General features: G+C 46.4%; 4 protein-coding genes, 16 tRNA genes and 4 rRNA genes. 9 read left to right on the forward strand and 15 right to left on the reverse strand.

Features of this window, described 5'->3' with window-relative positions; translation table 11 throughout:
• The first annotated feature begins 486 nt into the window (after window positions 1–486).
• The 9 genes from FR741_RS02465 (at window position 487) to FR741_RS02505 (ending at window position 8,174) form a co-directional block, all read left to right on the forward strand.
• Window positions 487–2,039, forward strand: a 16S ribosomal RNA gene (locus FR741_RS02465).
• A gap of 66 nt (window positions 2,040–2,105) precedes the next feature.
• A tRNA-Ile gene (locus FR741_RS02470) sits at window positions 2,106–2,182 on the forward strand.
• Between the two features lie 45 nt (window positions 2,183–2,227).
• A tRNA-Ala gene (locus FR741_RS02475) sits at window positions 2,228–2,303 on the forward strand.
• A gap of 262 nt (window positions 2,304–2,565) precedes the next feature.
• Window positions 2,566–5,456, forward strand: a 23S ribosomal RNA gene (locus tag FR741_RS02480).
• Window positions 5,457–5,549: 93 nt separating this feature from the next.
• Window positions 5,550–5,666 (forward strand): 5S ribosomal RNA (gene rrf, locus FR741_RS02485).
• A 101-nt stretch (window positions 5,667–5,767) separates the two neighbouring features.
• Window positions 5,768–5,843: transfer RNA gene (locus tag FR741_RS02490), tRNA-Thr, on the forward strand.
• Window positions 5,844–5,899: 56 nt separating this feature from the next.
• A 5S ribosomal RNA gene (gene rrf / locus FR741_RS02495) occupies window positions 5,900–6,016 on the forward strand.
• Together the 16S, 23S and 5S rRNA genes with 4 tRNA genes alongside form the textbook arrangement of a ribosomal RNA operon.
• A gap of 46 nt (window positions 6,017–6,062) precedes the next feature.
• Window positions 6,063–6,139 (forward strand) — tRNA-Asp (locus FR741_RS02500).
• A gap of 598 nt (window positions 6,140–6,737) precedes the next feature.
• Window positions 6,738–8,174, forward strand: a complete 1,437-nt coding sequence (locus tag FR741_RS02505) for an NAD-dependent succinate-semialdehyde dehydrogenase (RefSeq protein WP_174856087.1) — start codon at window positions 6,738–6,740, stop codon at window positions 8,172–8,174.
• A 283-nt stretch (window positions 8,175–8,457) separates the two neighbouring features.
• Here the strand turns inward: FR741_RS02505 and FR741_RS02510 are convergent.
• The 15 genes from FR741_RS02510 to FR741_RS02580 all read right to left on the reverse strand — a co-directional run bounded on the left by FR741_RS02510 (window position 8,458) and on the right by FR741_RS02580 (window position 13,459).
• Window positions 8,458–8,533, reverse strand: a tRNA-Asn gene (locus FR741_RS02510).
• Window positions 8,534–8,548: 15 nt separating this feature from the next.
• Window positions 8,549–8,624, reverse strand: a tRNA-Thr gene (locus FR741_RS02515).
• Window positions 8,625–8,664: 40 nt separating this feature from the next.
• Window positions 8,665–8,740 (reverse strand) — tRNA-Asn (locus tag FR741_RS02520).
• 22 nt (window positions 8,741–8,762) lie between these two features.
• Window positions 8,763–8,838: transfer RNA gene (locus FR741_RS02525), tRNA-Thr, on the reverse strand.
• Window positions 8,839–8,891: 53 nt separating this feature from the next.
• Window positions 8,892–8,967, reverse strand: a tRNA-Phe gene (locus tag FR741_RS02530).
• 233 nt (window positions 8,968–9,200) lie between these two features.
• Window positions 9,201–10,826 carry a methyl-accepting chemotaxis protein gene (locus tag FR741_RS02535; RefSeq protein ID WP_047008839.1) on the reverse strand — a complete coding sequence of 542 codons (1,626 nt, stop codon included), beginning with the start codon at window positions 10,824–10,826 and terminating at the stop codon, window positions 9,201–9,203.
• 268 nt (window positions 10,827–11,094) lie between these two features.
• Window positions 11,095–11,170, reverse strand: a tRNA-Asn gene (locus FR741_RS02540).
• A 38-nt stretch (window positions 11,171–11,208) separates the two neighbouring features.
• A tRNA-Phe gene (locus FR741_RS02545) sits at window positions 11,209–11,284 on the reverse strand.
• A 7-nt stretch (window positions 11,285–11,291) separates the two neighbouring features.
• A tRNA-Thr gene (locus FR741_RS02550) sits at window positions 11,292–11,367 on the reverse strand.
• A 70-nt stretch (window positions 11,368–11,437) separates the two neighbouring features.
• A tRNA-Asn gene (locus FR741_RS02555) sits at window positions 11,438–11,513 on the reverse strand.
• A 54-nt stretch (window positions 11,514–11,567) separates the two neighbouring features.
• A tRNA-Phe gene (locus tag FR741_RS02560) sits at window positions 11,568–11,643 on the reverse strand.
• Window positions 11,644–11,650: 7 nt separating this feature from the next.
• Window positions 11,651–11,726, reverse strand: a tRNA-Thr gene (locus tag FR741_RS02565).
• 66 nt (window positions 11,727–11,792) lie between these two features.
• A tRNA-Phe gene (locus FR741_RS02570) sits at window positions 11,793–11,868 on the reverse strand.
• Between the two features lie 100 nt (window positions 11,869–11,968).
• Window positions 11,969–13,108 (reverse strand): membrane-bound lytic murein transglycosylase MltC, encoded by a 1,140-nt coding sequence (gene mltC, locus FR741_RS02575; protein ID WP_005393998.1) that lies wholly within the window; start codon window positions 13,106–13,108, stop codon window positions 11,969–11,971.
• Window positions 13,109–13,186: 78 nt separating this feature from the next.
• Window positions 13,187–13,459 carry an oxidative damage protection protein gene (locus FR741_RS02580; RefSeq protein ID WP_005381002.1) on the reverse strand — a complete coding sequence of 91 codons (273 nt, stop codon included), beginning with the start codon at window positions 13,457–13,459 and terminating at the stop codon, window positions 13,187–13,189.
• Between the last annotated feature and the right edge of the window lie 12 nt (window positions 13,460–13,471).

A 13,471-nucleotide genomic window follows, 5' to 3' on the forward strand; every position in this document is an offset into this window, starting at 1 on the left:
TTGTGGGTAAGCTGTAGAAATCTTGAGTGTTATTTCGGGGTAATTTTGAGGTTGGATGGAAAGTATCCACTTGGCATGCTTTTTTAGAAAAAATGTATTTTTAGTCTTGCCAAAGAAAATCTTCTCCCTATAATGCGCATCCATCGACACGGCAGACGCCACAAGGCTTCAGCAGGGTCGGAGAGGTAAAAAGCTTCTACGAAAAATTAGTTGAAAAAAGTGTTTGACACTAACAACCAAATCGCTAGAATGCACCTCCGCTTTGAGAGAAAACTTCTCGCAAAGCAAGTTCTTTAACAATATAGACCTATCAATCTGTGTGGGCACTCGTTGATGATAATCCAATTAGAAATTTCTCTTAATAAAGAGGGGTTTCAAATTAGGTTTCAATGAAACGAAGTGACCATTGAATCTTCGGATTCAGCACAGTCAATTCAAACATTACTTTATGTAATGTTCAGTATTCATTGAGCCGAACAAAATCTTAAATTGAAGAGTTTGATCATGGCTCAGATTGAACGCTGGCGGCAGGCCTAACACATGCAAGTCGAGCGGAAACGAGTTATCTGAACCTTCGGGGAACGATAACGGCGTCGAGCGGCGGACGGGTGAGTAATGCCTAGGAAATTGCCCTGATGTGGGGGATAACCATTGGAAACGATGGCTAATACCGCATGATGCCTACGGGCCAAAGAGGGGGACCTTCGGGCCTCTCGCGTCAGGATATGCCTAGGTGGGATTAGCTAGTTGGTGAGGTAAGGGCTCACCAAGGCGACGATCCCTAGCTGGTCTGAGAGGATGATCAGCCACACTGGAACTGAGACACGGTCCAGACTCCTACGGGAGGCAGCAGTGGGGAATATTGCACAATGGGCGCAAGCCTGATGCAGCCATGCCGCGTGTATGAAGAAGGCCTTCGGGTTGTAAAGTACTTTCAGCAGTGAGGAAGGTGGATGCGTTAATAGCGTATTCATTTGACGTTAGCTGCAGAAGAAGCACCGGCTAACTCCGTGCCAGCAGCCGCGGTAATACGGAGGGTGCGAGCGTTAATCGGAATTACTGGGCGTAAAGCGCATGCAGGTGGTTTGTTAAGTCAGATGTGAAAGCCCGGGGCTCAACCTCGGAATAGCATTTGAAACTGGCAGACTAGAGTACTGTAGAGGGGGGTAGAATTTCAGGTGTAGCGGTGAAATGCGTAGAGATCTGAAGGAATACCGGTGGCGAAGGCGGCCCCCTGGACAGATACTGACACTCAGATGCGAAAGCGTGGGGAGCAAACAGGATTAGATACCCTGGTAGTCCACGCCGTAAACGATGTCTACTTGGAGGTTGTGGCCTTGAGCCGTGGCTTTCGGAGCTAACGCGTTAAGTAGACCGCCTGGGGAGTACGGTCGCAAGATTAAAACTCAAATGAATTGACGGGGGCCCGCACAAGCGGTGGAGCATGTGGTTTAATTCGATGCAACGCGAAGAACCTTACCTACTCTTGACATCCAGAGAACTTTCCAGAGATGGATTGGTGCCTTCGGGAACTCTGAGACAGGTGCTGCATGGCTGTCGTCAGCTCGTGTTGTGAAATGTTGGGTTAAGTCCCGCAACGAGCGCAACCCTTATCCTTGTTTGCCAGCGAGTAATGTCGGGAACTCCAGGGAGACTGCCGGTGATAAACCGGAGGAAGGTGGGGACGACGTCAAGTCATCATGGCCCTTACGAGTAGGGCTACACACGTGCTACAATGGCGCATACAGAGGGCGGCCAACTTGCGAAAGTGAGCGAATCCCAAAAAGTGCGTCGTAGTCCGGATTGGAGTCTGCAACTCGACTCCATGAAGTCGGAATCGCTAGTAATCGTGGATCAGAATGCCACGGTGAATACGTTCCCGGGCCTTGTACACACCGCCCGTCACACCATGGGAGTGGGCTGCAAAAGAAGTAGGTAGTTTAACCTTCGGGGGGACGCTTACCACTTTGTGGTTCATGACTGGGGTGAAGTCGTAACAAGGTAGCGCTAGGGGAACCTGGCGCTGGATCACCTCCTTATACGATGATTATTGCGATGAGTGTTCACACAGATTGATACGGTTTATAAAGTAAAGAGACGATACTGGGTCTGTAGCTCAGGTGGTTAGAGCGTTCGCCTGATAAGCGAGAGGTCGGTGGTTCGAGTCCACTCAGACCCACCAATTTCCTTCCCAAGGAATTGGCATACAGTATCGACACACCTTGATGGGGCTATAGCTCAGCTGGGAGAGCGCCTGCCTTGCACGCAGGAGGTCTGCGGTTCGATCCCGCATAGCTCCACCATCTTTAAGTGTTCTTGAAAAAGAATCTTTAAAAATGGTTTTCATCAGAAAATCTAGCTCTTTAACAATTTGGAAAGCTGACAAAACAACAATTTATTGTTGTTTGTAAAGTTCTCAAAGTATTCTTTATGGAATACAACTAAAAACACATTCAAGTGTTCTTGGAATTTGAGTCCGGCAAAATCGAATGTCTCTCGCTCATTCAAATAATGAGAGACAACTTTGGTTGTTTAACATCAATTCGAAACTCCTTCGGGTTGTATGGTTAAGTGACTAAGCGTACACGGTGGATGCCTTGGCAGTCAGAGGCGATGAAGGACGTATTAACTTGCGATAAGCCCAGATTAGGTAGTAAAAACCACTTGAGTCTGGGATTTCCGAATGGGGAAACCCACTTACATAAGTAAGTATCGCTGCGTGAATACATAGCGCAGCGAGGCGAACCGGGGGAACTGAAACATCTAAGTACCCCGAGGAAAAGAAATCAACCGAGATTCCGAAAGTAGCGGCGAGCGAAATTGGACTAGCCCTTAAGCTTTATAGGCGTTAGGTGAACAAGCTGGAAAGCTTGGCGATACAGGGTGATAGCCCCGTAACTGACGACGCATATTCAGTGAAATCGAGTAGGGCGGGACACGTGATATCCTGTCTGAATATGGGGGGACCATCCTCCAAGGCTAAATACTACTGACTGACCGATAGTGAACCAGTACCGTGAGGGAAAGGCGAAAAGAACCCCTGTGAGGGGAGTGAAATAGAACCTGAAACCGTGTACGTACAAGCAGTAGGAGCAGGCTTTGTCCTGTGACTGCGTACCTTTTGTATAATGGGTCAGCGACTTATATTCAGTGGCAAGGTTAACCATCTAGGGGAGCCGTAGGGAAACCGAGTCTTAACTGGGCGTTCAGTCTCTGGATATAGACCCGAAACCAGGTGATCTAGCCATGGGCAGGTTGAAGGTTGAGTAACATCAACTGGAGGACCGAACCGACTAATGTTGAAAAATTAGCGGATGACTTGTGGCTAGGGGTGAAAGGCCAATCAAACCTGGAGATAGCTGGTTCTCCCCGAAAGCTATTTAGGTAGCGCCTCGGACGAATACTACTGGGGGTAGAGCACTGTTAAGGCTAGGGGGTCATCCCGACTTACCAACCCTTTGCAAACTCCGAATACCAGTAAGTACTATCCGGGAGACACACGGCGGGTGCTAACGTCCGTCGTGGAGAGGGAAACAACCCAGACCGCCAGCTAAGGTCCCAAATTACTACTAAGTGGGAAACGATGTGGGAAGGCTCAGACAGCCAGGATGTTGGCTTAGAAGCAGCCATCATTTAAAGAAAGCGTAATAGCTCACTGGTCGAGTCGGCCTGCGCGGAAGATGTAACGGGGCTAAGTAGTAAACCGAAGCTGCGGCAATGCACTTTAGTGCATTGGGTAGGGGAGCGTTCTGTAAGCGGTTGAAGGTGTGTGGTAACGCATGCTGGACGTATCAGAAGTGCGAATGCTGACATGAGTAACGATAAAGGGGGTGAAAAACCTCCTCGCCGGAAGACCAAGGGTTCCTGTCCAACGTTAATCGGGGCAGGGTAAGTCGACCCCTAAGGCGAGGCCGAAAGGCGTAGTCGATGGGAAACGGGTTAATATTCCCGTACTTCTTACAATTGCGATGGGGGGACGGAGAAGGCTAGGTGGGCCTGGCGACGGTTGTCCAGGTTCAAGTGCGTAGGCTTGAGAGTTAGGTAAATCCGGCTCTCTTTAAGGCTGAGACACGACGTCGAGCATCTACGGATGTGAAGTCATTGATGCCATGCTTCCAGGAAAAGCCTCTAAGCTTCAGATTGTAAGGAATCGTACCCCAAACCGACACAGGTGGTCGGGTAGAGAATACCAAGGCGCTTGAGAGAACTCGGGTGAAGGAACTAGGCAAAATGGTACCGTAACTTCGGGAGAAGGTACGCTCTCGACGGTGAAGTCCCTCGCGGATGGAGCTATTGAGAGTCGCAGATACCAGGTGGCTGCAACTGTTTATTAAAAACACAGCACTGTGCAAAATCGCAAGATGACGTATACGGTGTGACGCCTGCCCGGTGCCGGAAGGTTAATTGATGGGGTTAGACTTCGGTCGAAGCTCTTGATCGAAGCCCCGGTAAACGGCGGCCGTAACTATAACGGTCCTAAGGTAGCGAAATTCCTTGTCGGGTAAGTTCCGACCTGCACGAATGGCGTAATGATGGCCACGCTGTCTCCACCCGAGACTCAGTGAAATTGAAATCGCTGTGAAGATGCAGTGTACCCGCGGCTAGACGGAAAGACCCCGTGAACCTTTACTACAGCTTGGCACTGAACATTGACCCTACATGTGTAGGATAGGTGGGAGGCTTTGAAGCGCAGTCGCTAGATTGCGTGGAGCCGTCCTTGAAATACCACCCTTGTAGTGTTGATGTTCTAACGTCGACCCCTTATCGGGGTTGCGGACAGTGCCTGGTGGGTAGTTTGACTGGGGCGGTCTCCTCCCAAAGCGTAACGGAGGAGCACGAAGGTGGGCTAATCACGGTTGGACATCGTGAGGTTAGTGCAATGGCATAAGCCCGCTTGACTGCGAGAATGACAATTCGAGCAGGTGCGAAAGCAGGTCATAGTGATCCGGTGGTTCTGAATGGAAGGGCCATCGCTCAACGGATAAAAGGTACTCCGGGGATAACAGGCTGATACCGCCCAAGAGTTCATATCGACGGCGGTGTTTGGCACCTCGATGTCGGCTCATCACATCCTGGGGCTGAAGTCGGTCCCAAGGGTATGGCTGTTCGCCATTTAAAGTGGTACGCGAGCTGGGTTTAGAACGTCGTGAGACAGTTCGGTCCCTATCTGCCGTGGGCGTTGGAGAATTGAAAGGGGCTGCTCCTAGTACGAGAGGACCGGAGTGGACGAACCTCTGGTGTTCGGGTTGTGTCGCCAGACGCATTGCCCGGTAGCTAAGTTCGGGATCGATAACCGCTGAAAGCATCTAAGCGGGAAGCGAGCCTTGAGATGAGTTCTCCCTGATACTTTAAGTATCCTAAAGGGTTGTCGTAGACTACGACGTTGATAGGCAGGGTGTGTAAGCGTTGTGAGGCGTTGAGCTAACCTGTACTAATTGCCCGTGAGGCTTAACCATACAACACCCAAGGGGTTTTGATGGACTCAATGAAAGAACATTGAATGTGTAGTAACGAGAATTAAGAAACAGCTTTCCAGATTAAAGAATTTGCTTGGCGACCATAGCGTTTTGGACCCACCTGATTTCCATGCCGAACTCAGAAGTGAAACGAAATAGCGCCGATGGTAGTGTGGGGTTTCCCCATGTGAGAGTAGGACATCGCCAGGCTTTAAATTTAGTGTTCTCCTTTTTTAAAAGGTGAAGACAAAAGTTAAGAGAGCCCGTTTGTAAAAGCGGGCTTTTTTAGTCCTTACGGACACAAATAATGTGCTGATATGGCTCAGTCGGTAGAGCGCATCCTTGGTAAGGATGAGGTCCCCAGTTCGATTCTGGGTATCAGCACCATTTATTGTTTGTTTTAGACTTTAAATTAAAGCCTAAAACAAAACGTAAAGAATTTGCTTGGTGACCATAGCGTTTTGGACCCACCTGATTTCCATGCCGAACTCAGAAGTGAAACGAAATAGCGCCGATGGTAGTGTGGGGCTTCCCCATGTGAGAGTAGGACATCGCCAGGCTTTAAATTTTGGACACTTGCTGATTACAAGCGAGTGATACCACTGCGGAGTGGTAGTTCAGTTGGTTAGAATACCGGCCTGTCACGCCGGGGGTCGCGGGTTCGAGTCCCGTCCACTCCGCCACTTATATTAAGCCTCAGTCGAAAGACTGGGGCTTTTTCGTTAATGCGAGTATATTTTTCCCTTCAATCGAATGAGTCCTGCGGAAAGGCCTATTAGTAGTCCGGAACCGCTGCCACTTATATTAAGCTTCACTTGAAAGACTAAGATTTTTGGTATCTGTAGGACCAGCTTTCTCTGTAACCAAGTTGCACAATTCTAGTTGAATGTAATCTTGCCCATTTCTCTACAGATTCGAGCCTATAGTAAATGCTGGGGACTGATGGGTTATGCCGGTCATTAGACCAGAGAATTCGCATAAGCTAGCTCGTATTCTGCATTCTTGTCACTGCGTATTTCGTTAACGCTCCTCTCTAATAAGAGTTTTCTACTGCTACTTCGCAAATATTCATCGTTCTAGTGTTCTGGATAGTCCCTAGGAGAATGGATTGCTGGAGTTTGTTACCGCTAGTCTGATTTAGTCATTGGAAGAGAATGAGCGTCTAGACTGTTAAGAGAATAAAGTCATTCGAACATTCATGTCTTTTAGAAAACTTTGTTTTCTTTGCTGATCTTGCTAGTAAAGATTAACCTAAGAGGAGTTCTCGTAGGAGTAAGTTTGATGATGCAACAAATAAAAAATGAAACCTTGAAATCCGTATTTAAACAATGGTCTTCCGAAGAGGGAATTGTGGTCATCAACCCTGCAACTGAGCAAGAGTTAGTTCGACTAAAGCCCAGTGCTCTTGAGGAATTAGATGACATTATTGGTAAGTGTAAAACCGAGCAAATTCGCTGGGCAAAGTTAAGTGCTAAAGAGCGCTCTCGTCGCTTGAAAAAGTGGTATCAATTACTCCTTGATAATGCAGAAGACATTTCCACAATTATTACCTTAGAGCAGGGAAAACCATTAACCGAGAGTAAAGGGGAGGTGATGTATGGCGCCTCTTTTGTCGAGTGGTTTTCAGAAGAAGCCAAACGTGCTTATGGCGAAGTTATACCAGCCCCCACGACAGATCGACGTCTGTCTGCTATTCGCCAGCCTGTAGGGGTATGCGCTGCAATTACGCCGTGGAACTTCCCTATTGCGATGATTACAAGAAAAGCAGCACCAGCCCTGGCGGCAGGTTGTGGTATGCTGATTAAACCCTCTGAGCTTACTCCTCTTACTGCAATTGCTGTTGTTGAATTAGCTTATCAGGCAGGAATCCCAAAAGAACTGCTTCCTGTGGTGGTATCAGAGCAGGCAGCTGAGTTTGGCCAAGTACTAAGTACTGATCCTAGGATTAAGAAAGTTTCTTTTACGGGCTCTACGCGAGTCGGGAAGATTTTGATGAAACAAGCCAGTGACTCTGTCAAAGCGGTTTCGATGGAGTTAGGTGGTAATGCACCTTTTATTGTTTTTGAAGATGCAGATTTAGATGCGGCTGCGGAAGGGCTTGTCGCTTCGAAGTTCCGTAATGCAGGGCAAACATGTGTTTGTACCAATCGGCTGTATGTTCATGAAGGTGTAAAACAAGTTTTTATTGAAAAAGTATTGTCGAAGTTAAACAAATTACAGCTTGGTAATGGTTTAGAGAAAGGTGTCACATTAGGCCCTGTTATTACGATGGCTTCTAAACATCGCCTAGAGGCGGTGATCGATCAAGCTGTACAAGAAGGGGCTTCTATTGCCAACTCTCCGCAGAGACGCCCTGGGCGCTTTATGGAGCCCGTTCTTTTGGATAGCGTCAAGCAACATATGTCGATTGTTCAGCAAGAGCTATTCGGGCCTGTATTACCTATTATTACTTTTGAGAATGATGAGCAAGTTCTAGGAATGGCGAATGACACAGAGTATGGTTTGGCTTGTTACTTCTACACGAATAACTTCAAGCGTATTGTTGCTTTCAGCGAAGGTCTGGAATACGGCATGGTTGGTGTCAATGAGGGGATTATTTCTACTGAGGTGGCCCCGTTTGGTGGAGTGAAAGAGTCAGGAGTTGGCCGAGAAGGTGCGAAACAAGGGCTCGATGAATATTTGGAGACAAAGTATATTTGTCTCGGTGGTTTAAGCTGAGTTGGTTGATTTAAGCAAAAAGCTGGGTTTTACCTGGCTTTTTTGATCTGGGAGATGTGTGCCACCCACTATGATTATTATTTATTGGTGAACATTGCTTATGGAGGGACTATCGATAGAAAGCAGAGTTGTTGGTGAGCAGATATTCCACTCTAAGTTAAGAGATGCCTTCAAGGTAATGATCTAAACTCTGATTTTCTTTCCTGAGTGACATGAGTAGAAAAGAGTTTGACTTTAAACCAATGCAAAAAAGCCGTATCAAGAGATACGGCTTTTTCTAATATGGCTCCTCCTACTGGACTCGAACCAGTGACCTGCGGATTAACAGTCCGTCGCTCTACCAACTGAGCTAAGGAGGAACAAATTTTAATAAGTGGTGCCGACTACCGGAATCGAACTGGTGACCTACTGATTACAAGTCAGTTGCTCTACCTACTGAGCTAAGTCGGCACATTTTCGTTAATAAGTAATCGACTTACTAACTGAAAAATGGCTCCTCCTACTGGACTCGAACCAGTGACCTGCGGATTAACAGTCCGTCGCTCTACCAACTGAGCTAAGGAGGAATTGTCTTTTTAAAAGAATAAATGGTGCCGACTACCGGAATCGAACTGGTGACCTACTGATTACAAGTCAGTTGCTCTACCTACTGAGCTAAGTCGGCACACTATATTCTTTAACTATTGTTCGTGCTAAGCACCAACAATTAATAAATTGTGGTGCCCGGAGGCGGAATCGAACCACCGACACGAGGATTTTCAATCCTCTGCTCTACCGACTGAGCTATCCGGGCGACGAGGTGTATTAAACGGTTTTTCGGCTCTTAGGTCAACCATAAAATTAAAATAAAATATCGTTTGATGAAAATGTGCTCGGAGTGGGCTGTTTTTATGCATTTTTGATACAAATACACCATTAACTAAGCTTTCTTTAATGGAGAGATAGGAGTTTGAAAGTAGAGTAAATGGATAAAAACAAAAAAAGCACGCTTGAAAACGTGCTTTATACTAAACAATTGACTTTAACCTAGTGCTTTACAGAGAACTTGTTTACCCAACCTTCTAGCTCATCTGCCAGCGAAGCTAAACTTTGAGTGCTTGATTGGCTCTCCGTTACCACGGAGTTGAGCTGGCTTCCGCTTTCCTCGATAAGATTGACGCGAAGCGCAATATCATCGCTAACCTGAGTTTGTTCGGCTGCTGCAGTCGCGATCTGCTGACTCATTGCGGTGATAGATTCTAACGCCGTTACAATTTGCTGCAGAGCTTCAGAGGCATTCTTAGACTCTGTTACTGTGCCCTCACTGGTTTCTGCACACACTTCCATTGTGTGAATAGCGTTACGGGAACCTTCTTGCAGGTTGGAGATCATATGCTGAATCTCTTTAGTGCTATCTTGTGTTCGGCCTGCCAGGTTACGCACCTCGTCGGCAACAACGGCAAAGCCTCGACCTTGCTCTCCGGCACGTGCTGCTTCAATGGCAGCATTGAGTGCGAGTAAGTTTGTTTGCTCTGCAATATCGCCAATTACATCGAGCACTTTCACTATACTATTTACATCCTGATCTAGATCGGCGACCGCTTTACTTGCAGTATTTAATTGAGAAGCCAAACCTTGAATGTTTTCAACAGTACTGTGAATCAGCTTCTGAGTATGCTGACTTTGTTTATCGGCTTCGTCTGTGTTGTTTGCTGTATCACTTGCCGAGTTGGCAACATGGTTGGCTGAAGATGCCATTTCAGTCATCGCAGTGGCAATCATTGCTGTTGACTGCTGCTGAGATACGGTGAGATCGGCAATCGTATTTGAGCGAGATTCTACGGCAGATAACTCAGCGCGCAGTGCGTGCATGGATTTCTCAAGGTTTGTCACCATGCTGGCTAGCGATTGACTCATATCTTGCACCGCACGATAGATACTTCCTCTCGGCGCCACTGCATCAAAACTGGTCTGAATGTCGCCTTGTGCGACAGCTTGAACGGCTTTGCGCACATCGTTTGGCTCTCCACCAAGTAGATTGAGCATCTTGCGAATCGAGATTATCAGGCCACCGAGAATACTCCCCGCGATAACTAAACACAGTACAAGCTGCCATTGAGCGGTAGCCCAGAAGCGAGCATTCACCTCATTAAAGCCGATCCCTGTACCTACAACCCAGCCCCAATGTGGTGTTTTCTCGGCAATAGAGTGTTTTTCTTCAATGCTTCCGTCGGCCTGCTTTTGACTCCAAGTATATTCGATGATTTGACCGGTTTTGCGCCCCAAAACATCTAAGATAAGTTGGCCGACGCTGTTGCCATCTCCATCACGAAAGTCGTGAAAGCTTGTGCCATGTAATTGAGGGTCAAGCGGAGCTGCAACAAAAATCATGTTCTCATCTGCGACATAAACGTATTCGTTGTCTTTGTAGATATTATTACGGAGTAGGCGAGTGGCTAATGATTTCGCTTCGTCCTCTGGCATTTTGCCTTCGATAGCCATTTTTTCTACTTCGGTAAGAATGCTGTACGCACTTTTGAATAGCTCAGTAACCCGAGCTTTGTTATCAAGGTTACTTGCGACGCGAAGTGTCCATAAGCCCGTTGCGGTCAGTGCTAGGAGTGCTAGCAATATGATCGCAGATAATAAATAGGCTTGAGTTTTTAGTTTCATATTTGGCTCACAAATAAAGTGTCATCACTATGCAAGGCATAGCTAAAAGAAGAAATGTAATAACTCGGGCATCTTAGTGAAGATGAATATTCGCGCATACTAATGCGTATTGAAATTATGATGAGGATTAAATTTTTAGCGTAAAATAAGTATTTTTTAGAGATTGGGCTTAATATTTTGCGATGCTAGAAACAGAGAAACAGAGAAAATGAAATGAGCGTAGGGCAGATGCCAAAAAGCCGCATCAAAAGATGCGGCTTTTTAAAAATGGCTCCTCCTACTGGACTCGAACCAGTGACCTGCGGATTAACAGTCCGTCGCTCTACCAACTGAGCTAAGGAGGAATTATTCGTGTATCGTGTTTAGCAATGACACCAAATAATGGTGCCTCGAGGCGGAATCGAACCACCGACACGAGGATTTTCAATCCTCTGCTCTACCGACTGAGCTATCGAGGCAAAAGAATGGTGCCGACTACCGGAATCGAACTGGTGACCTACTGATTACAAGTCAGTTGCTCTACCTACTGAGCTAAGTCGGCACACTTTATTCTTTTTAGAAGAGATGAACTCTTCGTTTTAAGAATCTCATTTTTATGAAATTCTTGAATTTGGCTCCTCCTACTGGACTCGAACCAGTGACCTGCGGATTAACAGTCCGTCGCTCTACCAACTGAGCTAAGGAGGAACTATTCTGTTTTGTGTCTTGCCAATGGTTTAAATTAAGCAAGCGCACCAAATATGGTGCCTCGAGGCGGAATCGAACCACCGACACGAGGATTTTCAATCCTCTGCTCTACCGACTGAGCTATCGAGGCAAAAGAATGGTGCCGACTACCGGAATCGAACTGGTGACCTACTGATTACAAGTCAGTTGCTCTACCTACTGAGCTAAGTCGGCACGCTTTATTCTTTGTGCTTTTGTCCGTGTTATAACATTTCGTTAAGACACCAACAAATCAAATTGTGGTGCCCGGAGGCGGAATCGAACCACCGACACGAGGATTTTCAATCCTCTGCTCTACCGACTGAGCTATCCGGGCGACGGAGCGCTATTAAACGGATTTTCCCGCTTTGCGTCAACCACTTTTTTTAAATAATTTCAAAAAAGTGCTTGTTCGAACGCTTTTTATTCAACTGTCACTACAAAGTTTGCTTTGAGTTAAATTCCTTTTTGAAATTTGTAACTTTTTCTAGGTAACGACGTGCTTCTGCGTTCGGATGTTTCTTAGTTAGTGCCCAATAAACTTGGTTGGGTTGCAACGAATTAAGATCTTGCATTGCGCGTTTGCGATCGCTGCGATGGAATGTGTTTAAAACACCTCCAGTACCACCATTGTAAGCGGAAATCATACTGTACTCGAGAGAGGTTGGGTGATGGACTTCTCTTAAATAACGATTTTTTAAGATGTAGAAATACGCAGTACCGGTATCGATGTTGTTTTCTGGATTAAACAAATATTCCGGGCTTGGTTGGCCTGAGCGCTTTTTCACGAGCTTGAATACGTCTCGACCGGCGGTTTTAGGTACAACTTGCATTAAGCCATACGCATTTGCCCAACTTACCGCGTACGGGTTGAAGCTGCTCTCGGTTTTAATTATGGCGTATATCAAATCTTCTGGAATATCGTATTTCTTGGAAGCTCGGCGCACGATGTCGGCGTATTGGTAGCTGCGTGTTGAAAAATGGTCTTCAACCATGGGGATTTCGACGTAATACGCTTTCTTGAAATCAACGTCTTTGGTTTTGATTTTGTTTGCGATGAGATACTCCGCAAATCGGTTTGCCCGCCAAGACCACTGAATTGGCTTATTGTCTTGGTCAACAACTTGTTTGTACAGAAATGGTTGCCCTTCTAACGTGATTCCTTTTGAGGAGAACAAGTCGACGTGAGCTGGATCGTCTGGCGTGAGTAAGGTAGTGACAATCGCCTCTTTGAGGTGCTTTTGGGGCTCGGTCGGTGATACGGTTTCAATCGTGATCACGCCTTTGCGAAAGTCGACTTCGGCACGGCTAAGGTAGTTATCGATATATTTGACGTAATTACTTTTGCCTGCGTACTTAATTTCTTTTTTACCCCAGCGCTTTTGAATATTACCAGAGAAACTATTGATCAGGGCATCCAACGCGGCGGTATCTTTTTCAAATTGTCCAGGTAGCTCAGCTAAGTTATTGGCAAAACGGTTTGTGGGCTCGTAGTTGACGTCATAAATCTTTTCGACGAATTCACGGCTACAGCCAGCCATTAAAAGTGCGGCAGCAATAAAGACAATTTTTTTCATAAGTATCAGGGCTATTGAAGGTAATAGAAAAATGACACCACAAGTGGTTGTGATGTCATTGTTTTAACTCAAGCGACTTTATTCGCTCGGCGGTGTGTAACCTTCGATATGAACGTCTTTTCCTTCAAAGAGGAAGTTTACCATTTCTGTTTCGATCAGTTTTCGGTGCTCTGGATCCATCATGTTGAGTTTCTTTTCGTTGATCAACATGGTTTGTTTGTGTTGCCACTGAGCCCACGCTTCTTTCGAGATGTTGTCGAAAATGCGTTTACCTAGTTCACCAGGGTAAAGTTGAAAGTCTAGACCTTCGCCTTCTTTTTTTAGTCGAGCACAAAATACAGTGCGGCTCATAATGACTCCTTG

Source organism: Vibrio diabolicus (assembly GCF_011801455.1).
Classification (GTDB): Bacteria; Pseudomonadota; Gammaproteobacteria; order Enterobacterales; family Vibrionaceae; genus Vibrio; species Vibrio diabolicus.

Excerpts from the sequence above, each read along its gene's own strand:
- FR741_RS02505 (WP_174856087.1), top strand. The coding sequence starts at position 6,738 with ATGATGCAACAAATAAAAAATGAAACCTTGAAATCCGTATTTAAACAA.
- FR741_RS02535 (WP_047008839.1), bottom strand. The coding sequence starts at position 10,826 with ATGAAACTAAAAACTCAAGCCTATTTATTATCTGCGATCATATTGCTA.
- mltC (WP_005393998.1), bottom strand. The coding sequence starts at position 13,108 with ATGAAAAAAATTGTCTTTATTGCTGCCGCACTTTTAATGGCTGGCTGT.
- FR741_RS02580 (WP_005381002.1), bottom strand. The coding sequence starts at position 13,459 with ATGAGCCGCACTGTATTTTGTGCTCGACTAAAAAAAGAAGGCGAAGGT.